The organism is Streptosporangium becharense, from assembly GCF_014204985.1.
Taxonomy (GTDB): Bacteria; Actinomycetota; Actinomycetes; order Streptosporangiales; family Streptosporangiaceae; genus Streptosporangium; species Streptosporangium becharense.
Genome location: NZ_JACHMP010000001.1, coordinates 620,118 through 634,080, shown reverse-complemented (window position 1 = coordinate 634,080; position 13,963 = coordinate 620,118). Strand labels below are relative to the sequence as shown.

At 71.6% G+C, this 13,963-nt stretch carries 13 protein-coding genes and 1 riboswitch; of the genes, 9 read left to right on the top strand and 4 right to left on the bottom strand.

Going from position 1 to position 13,963, the window contains the following annotated elements:
• Positions 1–43 precede the first annotated feature (43 nt).
• Positions 44–1,384, top strand: coding sequence for an FG-GAP repeat domain-containing protein (locus F4562_RS02820; protein ID WP_184540665.1), 1,341 nt, complete (start codon positions 44–46; stop codon positions 1,382–1,384).
• 247 nt (positions 1,385–1,631) lie between these two features.
• Positions 1,632–1,940, top strand: coding sequence for an antibiotic biosynthesis monooxygenase family protein (locus tag F4562_RS02815; RefSeq protein ID WP_375782463.1), 309 nt, complete (start codon positions 1,632–1,634; stop codon positions 1,938–1,940).
• Between the two features lie 225 nt (positions 1,941–2,165).
• Here F4562_RS02815 and thiC read toward each other — a convergent pair whose 3' ends face one another.
• Positions 2,166–3,758, bottom strand: coding sequence for a phosphomethylpyrimidine synthase ThiC (gene thiC / locus F4562_RS02810; protein ID WP_184540663.1), 1,593 nt, complete (start codon positions 3,756–3,758; stop codon positions 2,166–2,168).
• A riboswitch (TPP riboswitch) is annotated at positions 3,750–3,861 on the bottom strand. (Overlaps the previous gene by 9 nt.)
• Before the next feature lie 264 nt (positions 3,862–4,125).
• Here thiC and F4562_RS02805 point away from each other — a divergent pair.
• Positions 4,126–4,752 carry an NADPH-dependent F420 reductase gene (locus F4562_RS02805; RefSeq protein WP_184540662.1) on the top strand — a complete coding sequence of 209 codons (627 nt, stop codon included), beginning with the start codon at positions 4,126–4,128 and terminating at the stop codon, positions 4,750–4,752.
• A gap of 728 nt (positions 4,753–5,480) precedes the next feature.
• Here the strand turns inward: F4562_RS02805 and F4562_RS02800 are convergent.
• A complete protein-coding gene (locus F4562_RS02800) occupies positions 5,481–5,807 on the bottom strand; it encodes a histone-like nucleoid-structuring protein Lsr2 (RefSeq protein ID WP_184540661.1) in 327 nt (108 codons plus the stop codon).
• Between the two features lie 388 nt (positions 5,808–6,195).
• Positions 6,196–6,603 carry a pyridoxamine 5'-phosphate oxidase family protein gene (locus F4562_RS02795; protein WP_184540660.1) on the bottom strand — a complete coding sequence of 136 codons (408 nt, stop codon included), beginning with the start codon at positions 6,601–6,603 and terminating at the stop codon, positions 6,196–6,198.
• Between the two features lie 256 nt (positions 6,604–6,859).
• Here F4562_RS02795 and F4562_RS02790 point away from each other — a divergent pair, with 256 nt between their 5' ends.
• Positions 6,860–8,233: a PQQ-dependent sugar dehydrogenase gene (locus F4562_RS02790; RefSeq protein WP_246473339.1), complete on the top strand. Its 1,374-nt coding sequence runs from the start codon at positions 6,860–6,862 to the stop codon at positions 8,231–8,233.
• Between the two features lie 88 nt (positions 8,234–8,321).
• Here F4562_RS02790 and F4562_RS02785 read toward each other — a convergent pair whose 3' ends face one another.
• Positions 8,322–8,756: a pyridoxamine 5'-phosphate oxidase family protein gene (locus tag F4562_RS02785; protein WP_184540659.1), complete on the bottom strand. Its 435-nt coding sequence runs from the start codon at positions 8,754–8,756 to the stop codon at positions 8,322–8,324.
• Between the two features lie 531 nt (positions 8,757–9,287).
• Between F4562_RS02785 and F4562_RS02780 the strand changes: the two genes are divergently transcribed.
• The 5 genes from F4562_RS02780 (at position 9,288) to F4562_RS02760 (ending at position 13,768) form a co-directional block, all read left to right on the top strand.
• Positions 9,288–9,818 (top strand): universal stress protein, encoded by a 531-nt coding sequence (locus F4562_RS02780; RefSeq protein ID WP_184540658.1) that lies wholly within the window; start codon positions 9,288–9,290, stop codon positions 9,816–9,818.
• A gap of 62 nt (positions 9,819–9,880) precedes the next feature.
• Positions 9,881–10,777 (top strand): universal stress protein, encoded by an 897-nt coding sequence (locus F4562_RS02775; protein ID WP_184540657.1) that lies wholly within the window; start codon positions 9,881–9,883, stop codon positions 10,775–10,777.
• Positions 10,778–10,980: 203 nt separating this feature from the next.
• Positions 10,981–11,877, top strand: a complete 897-nt coding sequence (locus F4562_RS02770) for a universal stress protein (protein ID WP_184540656.1) — start codon at positions 10,981–10,983, stop codon at positions 11,875–11,877.
• Between the two features lie 209 nt (positions 11,878–12,086).
• Positions 12,087–12,779, top strand: coding sequence for a CBS domain-containing protein (locus F4562_RS02765; protein WP_184540655.1), 693 nt, complete (start codon positions 12,087–12,089; stop codon positions 12,777–12,779).
• Positions 12,776–13,768: an Acg family FMN-binding oxidoreductase gene (locus tag F4562_RS02760; protein WP_184540654.1), complete on the top strand. Its 993-nt coding sequence runs from the start codon at positions 12,776–12,778 to the stop codon at positions 13,766–13,768. Before F4562_RS02765 ends, F4562_RS02760 begins: the two co-directional genes overlap by 4 nt.
• The last annotated feature ends 195 nt before the right edge of the window (positions 13,769–13,963 follow it).

Here is a 13,963-nt window from a genome sequence, read left to right as displayed (position 1 = left end):
TGTATCGCGAAACCGCGCCGAGAGCGCGATGAGCATCGGAAACATGACAGCCGTCACGGTCGTGATCGTGTCGCTGCTGTTGGGCGGATGCGACGCCGCACTCGAGCGGAACGCGTTGGCGTCTTCGTCGTTCAGCCCGTCGCCGTCACCCGCGGCGGGAAAGGGCAGCGGCAAATCCGACGACATCAACGGCGACGGCTTCGCGGATCTGGTCTTCACGAGCCCCTACTGGGAGGCGCCGCCCGATCTCACGATCGTGTACGGCTCGAAGGACGGCCTCACCCCCCGGAACCGGACGGTGGTGCACGCTGCGGACTTCGGCTTCGCACACGTCAGGAGTAGTGGCACGGCCGACCTGGACGGTGACGGCTTCGCCGACGTGGTGATCGGCGGCTACCCGGCGGCGACGCACTACGGGACCGAGTACGTGGTGTGGGGCGGCCCGAAGGGGGTGGACCCCCATGCGAGACCGACCGCCGTCCGGGCTCCCTCCGGCGTGTCCGACTTCGCTTTCGCCAATTGGCATCGGGGCGTGCCGGGGGACTTCAACGGCGACGGCAACGACGACCTGGTGATACCTGTACCGAACTCGGCCCTGAATCACGGCAATGACCTGGCCGTGCTGTACGGACCGTTCACCCGGGAGGGCGCCGCACACCATCTCGTCGTCGGGCGCGTACCGGTCTATGAGGAATTCGAGTACCTGGTCGCAGGCAGGATCGACGGCCACCGTGCCACCGACCTGCTCACGTACGGCGACGACATCTACAGCCGGAACTCGTCATGGCTGTTCGAAGCCGGTCCCGGCGGGCTGTCCGACCGACCCAGCGGCCTGGAGAAGGGCAATGCCGCGGCGTTCGGAGATTTCGACGGCGACGGCAACAGCGACGTCGTGATCACCGATGACGGCGGCCGCTACGAAGAGCCGGGGTTCGACACCGAGCCGCCGAAGACCGACGGCGTGATGACCGTCTACTACTTCGGCGGGGCGCGGCGTTCGCCGCAGGTGTTCAAGAAGGTCGGGTACGCCCGGAGGGCGGTCGTGGGGGACTTCGACGGCGACAAACGCGACGATCTCGCGATCGGCCGCGGCTCCGACAGCGTCGAGGTGTTCCACGGCGGAGCGACCGGGCTGCGACGCGGCGGGAAGGTGATCCGCCGGCTCGGACCGGCCAAGGGGCCGGACGGGGTGAAGGTGGCACCCGGACTACGCCAGGCCCTACCCCGGGCGGCGGCCGACTACGACGGCGACGGACGGGACGAACTGGCACTGGTCTGGTTCGCGCCCGCCTACCAGGCCGCCTGGAGCCGTAGCGGGCGGTCACAGTGGTGGATAACGGACGGCAGCCGTGACGAGAGCACCTTCGACACCGACGGCTGGTGAGACACCGTCGCACCGGCAAGCAATCGGGAAGCCATCGGCAAGCCGCCGGGAAGCCGCTGCCGGAGGTCGGGCCGGACCCTGCCGGGAGGCCCGGAGCGACGTCGAGGGAGCCGGAAGGATTTCTCCCCCGCCGGGACGGAATGGCAGACTTCGCGCCGGTGGCAGGCCGGGAAAGGACCGTGGATTCACGCGGTCCCGGACGTGCTGACACCTGCGATGTCCACGTACGAGTTGGGAGAGCGTGAAGATGATCGTGCGGTTGTGGCGGGCGACCGTGTTGCCGGGGATGGAGACGGAGTACGACGCCTTCGCCCGTGACGTGTCACAGCCCATGTTCGAGCAGCAGGCCGGTTTCCAAGGGGTGATCTTCTCCCGTGACGGCGATCGATGCCTGGTGACCACCCTGTGGGCCGATCACGAGAGTGCCGAGGCTCTTGCCGCGTCCCCCCTTTACGGCCGGACCGTCGAGCGCATCAGCGCTCTCCTCGGTCCCGAGACGGCGACCGAGGTCTACGAGGTTCGCGGCGGGACACTGCCCGGAGGCGAACTCTTCTAGAGGCGACCGCGCCGGGGTCGTGCCGGCGGCCGGGTCCGCCTGACCGGGGTGGCGGCCTCCGCCTCGTCATGGCAGGTCGTGCTCCGGGTCCGCCCGCGCGGACCGTACCCCCGGAGAGCGGACCAGGCGGTTCACCGCGCGAAGCGGGGCTCGCGCGGTGGCAGCCTGATCCGCCCGCCCGTCATCGGAAGGGGCGTACGGCGGGTCCCGAGTCCGGCGCGGCGGTCAGCCGTCGGCCAGGGGCAGGTAGACCCGGCCGCCGCGCTCGGCGAACTCCTTCGACTTCTCCCGCATCCCCGCGGTCAGGGCCTCGTCCGCCGCCATCCCGTTCTTCTCGGCGTAGGCCCGCACATCCTGGGTGATCTTCATCGAGCAGAAGTGCGGCCCGCACATCGAGCAGAAGTGCGCGGTCTTCGCCGGGGCGGCCGGAAGGGTCTCGTCGTGGAAGGACCGCGCGGTCTCCGGGTCGAGCGAGAGGTTGAACTGGTCCTCCCAGCGGAACTCGAAGCGGGCGTCGGAGAGCGCGTCGTCCCACGCCTGGGCCCCGGGGTGCCCCTTGGCCAGGTCGGCGGCGTGGGCTGCGATCTTGTAGGCGATCACACCCGCCTTGACGTCGTCCCGGTCGGGAAGGCCCAGGTGCTCCTTCGGGGTGACGTAACACAGCATCGCGGTGCCGTACCAGCCGATCATGGCTGCGCCGATGGCCGAGGTGATGTGGTCGTAACCGGGTGCGATGTCGGTGGTCAGCGGGCCGAGCGTGTAGAACGGCGCCTCGGAGCAGAGCTCCATCTGCAGGTCGACGTTCTCCTTGATCTTGTTCATCGGCACGTGCCCGGGTCCTTCGACCATGACCTGGCAGTCGTACTCCCACGCGACGTGCGTCAGCTCTCCCAGCGTCCGCAGCTCCGCCATCTGGGCCTCGTCGTTGGCGTCGTGGATGGAGCCGGGCCGCAGGCCGTCGCCGAGGGAGAAGGTCACGTCATAGGAGGCGAAGATCTCGCACAGCTCGCGGAAGCGCGTGTAGATGAAGTTCTCCTCGTGGTGGGCCAGGCACCAGGCCGCGAGGATGGAGCCGCCGCGGGAGACGATGCCGGTCTTCCGCCGGGCCGTCAACGGCACGTACGCCAGTCGCACGCCCGCGTGCACCGTCATGTAGTCGACGCCCTGTTCGCACTGTTCGATCACCGTGTCACGGAAGACCTCCCAGGTCAGTGCCTCCGGTCGGCCGCGGACCTTCTCCAGCGCCTGGTAGATGGGCACCGTCCCGACGGGCACGGGGGAGTTGCGCAGGATCCACTCACGGGTCTCGTGGATCCGGGAGCCCGTCGACAGGTCCATGATCGTGTCGGCGCCCCAGCGGGTGGCCCAGCGCATCTTCTCCACCTCCTCCTCGATCGAGGAGGAGACGGCCGAGTTGCCGATGTTGGCATTGATCTTCACCAGGAAGTTCCGGCCGATGATCATCGGCTCGCTCTCCGGGTGGTTCACGTTGGCGGGCAGTACGGCCCGGCCCGCGGCCAGCTCGTCCCGGACGAACTCCGCGGTGACGCCCTCGCGGACCGCGACGAACTCCATCTCCGGCGTGATCTCACCGCGTCGCGCGCGGGCCAGCTGGGTCCCGCCGCCGGCGCAACGCCATGCCTCCCGCAGTCGCGGCAGGCCACGGCTCAGGTCGGGTGTGTACGCCGGATCGGTGTAGGGCCCCGAGGTGTCGTAGAGCACGACACTCGACCCGTTGGTGAGTGAGATCTCCCGCATCGGCACCCGGATGTCCGGACGCGGGCCGTCGAGGTAGATCTTTCGGGCAGGCGAAACCATTGAACAACTCCCTACGCCGGCATTACCCGGTCAGGTTCAAGCGGTCGGTGGCTGCGTCAGCCGCCCTCTCAGCCCGGTGCCCCGGGCTCCCGCGTTCGGTCCTCCAGACATTAACCCGAGGCCGCCCTATTGCCGCAACCCGGGATCATGAGGTATTCGCGTCCGCGGTGGGACAACGGTGTGACGTCCGCGGTGGGACAGCGGAAACGGTGAACGCCCACGCCGGTGGAGCGCCGCCGGTGCCGCGGCGCCGGCGTACCGCGGCGCCGGGGCTTTGACCGGGTGACGGAAGGTGATCATGGAATAGCCGGAGTTCCCGCGGTGTTGCCGACCGATCAAAGACCCGATGCCACAAGGAGGCGGCACAATGAGGATCGGACTGATCGGAGCCGGCCATATCGGAGGCACTCTCGCCCGGCTGCTGTCCAGGGCCGGCCACGACGTGGCCGTCTCCAACTCCCGGGGGCCGGAGACCCTCCGTGACCTGGAGAAGGAACTCGGCGACGGCGCGAAGGCGGTCACCGCCGAGGAGGCCGCCGCCTTCGGGGACGTCGTGGTGGTCTCCGTCCCGCTGGGCCGCTACCGCGAGGTTCCCACCTCGGTCCGGGACGGCGCGACGGTGATCGACACCAACAACTACTACCCACAGCGTGACGGCGCCTTCCCCGAGCTGGATGCGGACCGCACGACCTCCAGCGAGCTGTTGCAGGCGCATCTGCCGCAGGCTCACGTGGTCAAGGCGTTCAACGCCATCTACTGGGAGCGGCTGCTGAACGACGGGCGGGAACCGGGTGCCGCCGATCGGCTGGCCATCCCGATCTCCGGCGACGACGAGCAGGCCAAGCGGGTGACCGCCGACCTCATCGACCAGATCGGCTTCGACCCGGTCGACGTCGGCGGACTGGCCGACGGCGGTCGTCACCACCAGCCCGGCACGCCCCTCTACGGCGCGGACCTCACCGCCTCGGCCGTCCGTGAGCGGCTGGGCCGGTAGAACGGCGCCTCCCGTCCCGGGGAACGCGTGATCGAGGTGCGGATCGGTGGGAACGTACCTGATCGAGGCGTGGACCGGTGGGAACGCGTGATCGAGGCGCGGACCGGAAGCGCTCCGATCGGGTGCCGGTCCGGGGGACGGAACGTGTCCATCCGGGACGGCGGAGCCGTCCGACACCGTCGACGGGGGCTACGTGGACGCCATCCTTACCTGATCGGCCGGTCATCCCGGGGAACCTCCGGCCGGTGTGAGCGCCGGCCGCCGGTCGGAGGCAGCCCGAGGGCGACGCCCCTGGTCCTTCCGCCGGGTGTTTCCCCTTTTCACGCGGCCTCCCGGCGCCGGGACGGGTTCCGGGGCGAAGGGACCGGACGCGCGCTCTGCCTGTTTCCGGGTGGGGGGCGAAAAGGCGGTATCAATTCGGCCGACGGTTTTCCGGAGAGGCCGGGGCGTGCGCGGAGCACCTGGAAAAGCGGGCACGGCGCTGCCGGAAAGCAAGGAAAAGCACAGTCGGGAAGCATGAAGCATGCTCAGGAAGCACGGAAGCATGTTCGGGAAGCGCGCGAACCGTACGCCCCCCGGGAAGCGCGGGAACAGCGCGACGGGGAAGCCCCCGGACGGCGCGGCCGGAAAACATGGGACCGGTCGCGTGGACGGGAGGGCGGCGCGGGCGCCGGGGCCTTCTGATATGTGAAAGGCCGACCGGCGGGAGACCGGATGTCGTTGTGTCGCTAGTGTGCCGCCTCGTACTGCTCCACCACGGCGCTCGCGATGCGTCCTCGCTCGCTGATGTTCAACCCCTGCTGTCTGGCCCACTCGCGAATTTCCGCGGCCTTCTCCCTTGTCAGAACGGTTTTGCCGCGACGGCCACGACGCTTTTCGGGGGTAACTCGGCGAGCGTTGCCGACATAGAGCTCAAGGGCGTCCCGCAGCTTCTTCGCGTTCACATCCGACAGGTCGATCTCGTAGGAGGTGCCGTCGAGTGCGAAAGTAACCGTCTCGTCCGCCCGTCCGCCGTCCAGGTCGTCAATGAGAATCTCTTGAATCTGCTTTGCCATCTCCATGCTCCTTGAGAAAGTTATGAGGCGCCCCTACGGTAGCGGACCCTGAACTTATTCGCAGAATAATGCTTCACGGGTTTCCTGTCTCCAATGTCCGTGTGGTGGTTTCGGCTCGGCACGCATCCGGGAGGGTGCGTGCCCACCGTGGCGGATGGGGGGCGGAGGAGAAAACACGGCTGTCGGAGGGGATCGAGGAGACCGAGCGCGAGGCGGAGCGGGGAGATCCGGGCGGCGGGAGCCCGGACCGGTGACCGGAGGGCCGCGGGAGACGGAGATCAGGGCCGGTGCGGGACCGGCGGCCGGGACGGAGGTAGACGGACGCCGAGGCCGCAGAAGAACAGGCACCCGGACAAGGAGTGGCTCTCACGGCCCGGGGAGACGGCTTTCAGGGGCGAAGACGGCGGCCGGAGAGCTGCTGGGTGCTGAGCACGATGAAATGGTCCTGTTCGCCCGGCACCCACGCCGCCAGTGGCAACGCCGACAGCCGGTCGATCTCTGCGGTGTCGTGGACGCCGCGGGCGTGCCCGACCGCGGTGACCGACCATCCGGCGTGCGTCCGGGGGTCGAACTCGTCGCTTTCGAAGGCCACGATGGTGTCGCGGGTGGCCGCGGCCAGTTTGGATCCCGCGTCGGTGCGTATGACGATGTCCTCACCGTCCAGGCAGAAGATGACCGGTTGTACCGCGGGGAGGGCACGGTCGGTGAAGACGATCCGCCCGATCGGCGTCGAGGACAGCAGTTCGAGGCACTCTCCACGGGAGAGCACGTCCAGTCCCGCTGAATCGACTTTCATGCCCTCCAGCTTCGCCGATCACCGGGGTCGCGCTAAGGGACGAAGGTCCCGTCCTTCCCCGCGATCAGCCCTCCCTTCCGGTCCTGGCGGAGCGGTGCCGGTGGACGACGCCCCGTGGTACGAGGGGCCGGCGACTCTCGCGGGTGTGCGGGGCCGGTGATCTCCTGCCGTGCACGGGCCGCCTCGCCGGGGGCAGGGCTGGCAGGGTGGGGTACGGGAGCCCGGGTACCGGGGGCAGACCGGAGAAGGAGCAGTCATGAGAAACAACGTGAGCCGGTCCGACACGGTCACCGGTCCGGCCGTCGGTCCGGCTGTCGCGCCGGCCGTCGGTCCGGCCGCCGGCGCGGCCATCGCATCGATCATCGCACCGGCTGCGATACAGGCCGCCGCACCGACCGCCGCACCCGCCGCGCGGGCCATGGCATCATCGCCCCCCACGCGGACCGCGCTGCTGACCGCCGCGCTCGTCACCGTCCTGGCCGGGTGCGCCGCCGATCCGCAGACCGGCGTCGCGGTCTCCCCGGGAGCCGCCGTTCCCTCCCCGAGCGCCCCGAGCGCCACCGTGTCCTCCCCGTCCTCCCCGAGTGTCGCCCCGCCCTCCCCGGGCGCCGTCATGTCACCGCGGGCCTCCGGCACCCCGGGCGGCACTCCCGACCTCGGTGCCGCGCAGGAGGTGGCCCGCGGAATCGAGGTGCCCTGGGGGCTGGCGTTCCTGCCCGAAGGTGACGCGCTCGTCGCCGAGCGTGACAGCGGCCGGGTGCTCCGGGTGCCCGCGCGCGGCGGGCAGGCCCGCGAGGTCTACCGGGTGCCGGGTGTCGCCGCGGGCGGTGAGGGCGGTCTCCTCGGTCTCGCGGTGTCACCGGACTACGCCGCCGACCGGTATGTGTACGCCTACCTCACCACCGACTCCGACAACCGGATTGTGCGCTTCCGGCTCGACGACAGAACCCCGGAGGTGCTGTTCGACGGCATCGCCAAGGCCGCCATCCACAACGGCGGCCGTATCGCGTTCGGGCCGGACGGCATGTTGTACGCCGGCACCGGGGACGCCGGGGAGGGCGACTCGTCGCAGGACCCGGCCCGGCCGAACGGGAAGATCCTGCGGCTCACCCCCGGGGGCGACCCCGCGCCGGGCAACCCCACGTCCGGCTCGCCGGTCTACAGCCTCGGTCACCGCAACGTCCAGGGGCTGGCCTGGGACGGCCGGGGGAGGCTGTTCGCCACCGAGTTCGGGCAGAACCGCCTCGACGAGGTCAACCTCATCCGGCCGGGCCGCAACTACGGCTGGCCGGAGGTCGAGGGTGGCGGCGACACCCGCGGCGGGCGGTTCACCGATCCGCTGGTGACGTGGTCCACGAGTGAGGCGTCCCCGTCCGGCGCGGCCATCGCCGGTGACACGCTGTACGTGGCGGCGCTGCGCGGAGAGCGGCTGTGGGCGGTGCCACTGCGCGACGGCGCGACCGGCGAGCCCCGCGCTGAGCTGACCGGCCGGTACGGCCGGCTGCGCACGGTCGCCGTGGCCCCGGACGGAGCGCTCTGGCTGACCACGTCCAACACCGACGGGCGTGGCGACGTGCGCGACGGCGACGACCGGATCCTGCGCTACCCGCCCCGCCGCGACGCGGACTGAGCTGCGGGCATGTCCCGCTGCAGTCCTCCGCGGCCTGACGGCCCTCCGCGTCTTTCCGTGCCCTCTGGACCCTCCGGCGTCCTCCGGGTCAGGCGTCCGCCGGCTCCTCGGCCCTGCCGGCGGCCACCAGCCGGAACCCGGTGACGAGTTCGGGCCGGATGCGGATCACGTGGTCCATGCTCCCGGCCACCCACGGGCGCAGCAGCCGCCGGTAGCGGGTGATCTCTTGCTCGTCGTGCACCACGCGGGCCGGTCCGATCACGACCACGCTCCAGCCGAGGTGGTCGTCCAGGTCGATCGCGTCCGCCTCGTAGGCGACCACGGTGTCGTGACCGCTGACCGCCGTGGTGATGGCGGCGCCCATGTGGGTGCGGATGACGATGTCCCCGTCGTCGACGATGTGGTTGACCGGGCGGACCGCCGGGAGCGCGTGCAGGGTGAACACCACCCGCCCCATCGCCGTGCCGGCGAGCAGGCGGAGCGACTCCTCTCGCGGGATCTTCTCCATCGTCCGCTCGCTCATGCCACCCCGCCCCGTTTCACGGGTTCACTCTGTCATGCCCGGCGGCACCTGCCGCTAGGGACCAAAGTCCTTGACAAGGCCGACACCATCCCCTGACTCGGCTTGTCGGGGCTCGGGGCTCGGGGCTCGGGGCTCGGGGCTCGGGGGCTCCGGATGTCGGACCGCCGGGCCGCCGTGGTCACCGGCCGCGGGCCGCCGTGGTCACCGTGACCACCCGGCCGCGAGGATCTCCGTGCCTGCCGTGTCCGTCGTGCCGGACCCGGCCATGAGGACCGCCGTGTCCGCCGTGTCCGCCGTGTCCGCCGTGTCCGCCGTGTCCGCCGTGTTCGCCGTGCCGGCCGCGGCCGCGGTGTCACGGTGCCGAAGGTCCCACACCCGAGGGCCCTGTGCCCCTGTCCCACCGGGACCGTCCCGCCGATGCTGGAAGTGACAGCTCGGGAAAGCAGGAGGTGGACGGTGTCAGGGGCTCCGCGAGGACCGGTGGCCGCGCCGCCCCCGCCGGAACTCACCGGACGGACAGGGGAGAACACCATGACGTACCCAGAAGCACGGCTCCGCATCATGGTCGGTGTCGACGACTCGGCCGCCGCGCGGGCGGCGTTGACGTGGGCCGGGCGGCACGCCCGGGTCACCGGTGCGGAGCTGGTCGTCCTGCACGCGTGGGGCGACCTGCTCGGGCGCCGGGCGCCGTACGTCTCTCCCGCGGCGCTCGCCGAGGAGACCGCCCTGCGGGCGGACGCCGAGGCCGTCGCGGCGGCGGCGGTGGCGGCGGTCGGCGAGGAGTACCCCGAGGTCCCGGTGCGTTCGCTGGTCTGCCGGGAGAGGGCCTCCCTGGCGTTGCTCCGTCATGCCGCGGAGGCCGATCTCCTGGTCCTGGGGTGCCGCCCGGTGGGCGCCGCCGCGTACACGGGCGCGACCCTGCGCTCCTGTCTCGCCCTCGCCCCCTGCCCGACGGTCGCCGTGTCCCCCGGCCATGTCGGCCGGCCGGCCGACATGGCCCCGCCGAACCCGCAGGACCCGGACGGTTCCCCGCTCGGAACGGCGCATCCGGCCTACGCGTGACCGGCCGCCGAAGCCGTTCCCCATCCCTACCCCCCACCCACAGCGCACGCCAGGAGGAAGACATGTCTTCGACGAACACCGGCCGGACGGTTCCGGATCCGTCCGAAGGCTCCCCGCCGATCGTCGTGGCGGTGGACGGCTCGGACGACGCGACCAGAGCGGTCAGGTGGGCCGCGGACGACGCCTTCCGGCGGCGGCTGCCGCTGCGGATCGTGCACGTCGTCGAACGCGGCCCGTACGACACCCCGCGCTTCGCCGTCCCCGACCTGCCGAGGATGATGGTCGAGCGCGGCCGTGAGGTGCTGCTCGAAGCCGAGCGGACGGTCCGGGCGCGCCAGCCGTCGGTCGAGGTGAGCACCGAGCTGATCGAGGGGTCGCTCACCGGCATCCTGCGCCGGGAGGCCGACGCCGCCGCCGAGACCGTACTCGGCAGCAGGGGGCTTGGCGGCTTCGCGGGGGCACTGCTCGGCTCGGTCAGCACGCACGTGGCCGGGCATGCCCACGGCCCGGTGGTCGTCGTCCGTCCCGGAGGCGAGGAGGCGCGCCGGGAGGTCGTCGTCGGCGTCGACGACTCCACCGAGTCCGAGCCCGCCCTGGCCTACGCCTTCGAGCAGGCCCGGTTGCGCGGGTGTGTCCTGCGCGCCGTCCACGCCTGGCAGTTGCCCGTGCACGCCTTCGCACCGGAGGTCGTCTACGACATGGACGAGATCCGCCGGGCACAACACGAGGTGGTCAGGGAACGCCTCCAGGCGTGGCGGGAGAAGTATCCCGGGGTGACGGTGGTGGACGACGTCCGGAGCGGGCACCCCGTCGACGCCCTCACCGACGCCTCGGGCCGGGCCGACCTGGTCGTCGTGGGCTCGCGGGGCAGGGGGTTGATCGGAGCGGCGTTGCTCGGGTCGGTCAGCCGCGGTGTCCTGCACCACGCGCGCTGCCCGGTGGCCGTGGTCCGGTCGTGACGGACGCCCGCGGCTTCGGCCGCGGGCGTCTTCGCGCCGGACCGGTGTCCCGGGGGCGTCCTGGCGGTGTCCGGGGGGCGACGCGTCCCGCCTGCCCCCTTCCGAAGCCCCGGATGCATGAAGTCCCAGGTGAACGGCCCCTCCGGCCGCTGCGGAACACGCGGGCAGGTGGTCGAATGGAGAGAGAAACCGAGGAGGTCGAGATGACAGCGCATGTGGTGGTGGGCGTTGACGGCTCACCGTCGTCGCAGCGGGCGGTCGAATGGGCCGCCGACGACGCGGCGCGGCGCGGCTGCGCGCTGAGGATCGTCCACGCGTGCGAGCCGTGGACCTACGACATCCCGCTCCAGACCCCGCCCGGGTTCCGCGACTCGGTGACCGAGCACTACCGGGAGGTGCTGGACGCCGCGACCGAGACGGCCCGCCGGCGGGTCCCGGGCCTGACGGTGGAGACCGCGCTGGAGCCGGGCCGGGCGGCCGAGGTGCTGCGACGCCAGGCCGCGGACGCCGAGCAGGTCGTGGTGGGCAGCCGCGGGCTGGGTGGGTTCACCGGGCTGCTGCTCGGCTCGGTCTCCCTCACCCTGGCCGGGCACGTGACCGTCCCGGTCGTGGTCGTCCGGGGAGAGCGGGGGCACAGGCGCGGGGAGGCCATCGGGGGAGAGCCGGAGCGGCCGCACGGGGAGGTCGTCGTCGGCTTCGACGGCTCGGCCCACTCGGCGGTGACGCTGGAGTACGCCTTCACCGAGGCCGCCCGGCGCGGTGCCCGGCTGCACGCCGTCCACACCTGGCAGATGCCCGTCGTCGGCCTGTACGCCCCCGTCTACCCGCCGTTCTCCGAGGATCTCTTCGAGGCCGGGCAGCGGGTCACGACGGACACGGTGGCCCCCTGGCGGGAGAAGTTCCCCGGGGTCGAGGTCGAGGAGACGGCGGTCTGCGGGCACCCCGTCGCCGCTCTCTGCGAGGCGTCCGACAGGGCGGACCTGGTCGTCGTCGGGTCACGGGGAATGGGCCGGCTCGGCTCGGCGGTCCTCGGCTCGGTGAGCCACGGCGTGCTGCACCACGCGCACTGCCCCGTCGCCGTGGTGCCCCCCCGGGGGTGAGGCCGGCCGGACACGCGGAATCCCGGCGCGCGGAGCCGCCCGCTCGCCGGGCCGCCGGAGTCCCGGTGCGCGGAGCAGACCATGGACCCCTCCATCGGGGACTTTCGTCGCTGACGCCCTCGTGCCCGCCGGGGGATCCTCGGGGGAGAAGGTCCTTTCCGGCTTCCTCCCCACGGCCGAGCCGGGGGTCTCCGCGCTGGAGGTATTCGATGAAGGTCAAGGATGTCATGGGCTCCGTGGCGGTCGCGGTCCGGCCGGAGACGTCGTTCATCGAGGTCGTCGACGCCATGCGGCGCTTCGAGGTCGGCGCGGTCACCGTCGTGGACGCCGACGGACGGCCCATCGGCGTGGTCTCCGAGGACGACCTGCTGCTCAAGGAGACCGAGCTGCGCATGCACGCGGGTGCCGTCTTCGCCGGTCGCAGGAAGCGCGAGGAACGCCGCAAGGCGGCGGGCACCACGGCGGGAGAGATCATGACCGCTCCCGCGATCACCGTCACGCGGGGCACTCCCGTCCGGGACGCGGCCCGGATGATGCGTCGGCACCGGATCAAGCAGCTTCCCGTGATCGACGCGGTCACCGGGCGCCTGGTCGGTGCGGTCCGCCGGAGCGACCTGCTCAAGGTCTTCGTCCGCCCCGCGACGGAGATCGACCGTGAGGTCACCGCGCTCTGCGACCGCCTGGGCGTCGACCGGAGCGAACTGGCCACCCGGGTCGAAGAAGGGGTGCTGACCCTGTCGGGCAGGGTAGGACTGCATTCGCAGAGCTCGCTTCTGGTCGCGGCCGTCCGCGGGATAGACGGCGTCCTCGACGTCGAGAACCACCTGACCCACCGATGCGACGACCTGGCCCGGGTTCAGCCTCTCGTGTCCGTGACATCCATGACGGAGGTGGAGCCATGACCACCCGAACGACCCAGGAGATCACCGCGGCGATCAGGACGGCGGTGCAGGCCGCCCGGTGGGCGCCGTCGGTGCACAACACCCAGCCATGGACCTTCGCCGTCGACGGTGACGAGATCGCCCTGCGCGCCGACAGTGAGCGGAAGCTGCGGGTCGGCGACCCCGCGGGACGCGAGCTCCTGATCAGCTGCGGCGCGGCCCTGATGAATCTGCGGCTCGCGCTGCGCAAGCTGGGGTACGAACCGCGGACGCGCGTGCTGCCCGACCCGGACCGCCCCGCCCTGCTGGCGACGGTGCGCGTGGGACCGGCCGTCACCGCCGACGAGCACACCCGGCTGCTGTACGCCGAGATCGAGCACCGCCGCACCCACCGGGCCGGGTTCACCGACCTGCCGGTGCCCGACCGGCTCGCCGACGAGCTGGTGGCGCAGGCGGGCGCCGAGGGAGCGCGCCTGACACCGGTCCGCTCCGAGGCCGCCGTCCGGGTGGTGGCCGCGCTCACCTGCGCGGCCCAGGACGCGCAGGGGGCCGACCGGCTGCTCACCCTGGAGGTGATCCGCTGGGCCCAGCCTCCCGGAAGCCCGCGCGGCGACGGCGTCCCGGCGCAGGGCTACCCTCGCGAGCCCAGAAGGACCCGCCCGCACTTCGCCCAGCGCGACTACGCGCACGGCCACCCGTGGGGCAGCGGTGCCGACCAGTTCTTCTCCACCTCCACCGGCCTGGTGGCGATCCTGACCACGGTGACGGACTCCAGGAAAGACTGGATCACCGCCGGTCAGGCGTTGCAGCGCGTGCTGCTGCACGCCTCGGCGTACGGGGTCAGCGCGGCCTTCCACACCCAGGCGCTGGAGATGTTCCACCTGCGGGAGTTCCTGCGGCAGGAGGTGTGCTCGGACGAGTACCCCCAGATGATCATGCGGCTGGGAGTGACCTTCGACCAGAGCAAGGGCGTACGGCGGCCGATCTCGGAGATCCTGGAGGAACGCTGACTCCAGATGTCGACGGAGCGTCGGCGGAGCGCCGGCACCGGGCACCGCCGGAGTATTGGCGGAGCGCCGGCACCGGACGCCGCTGGAGCGCCGACGCCGGGCACCGGTGGAACGGGGCCCACGCAGGGCCGCCGGGACCGGGCACGCGCGGACCAGACGCGGGCAGAGCAGGCGTAGAACGGCACAGAAAGGACG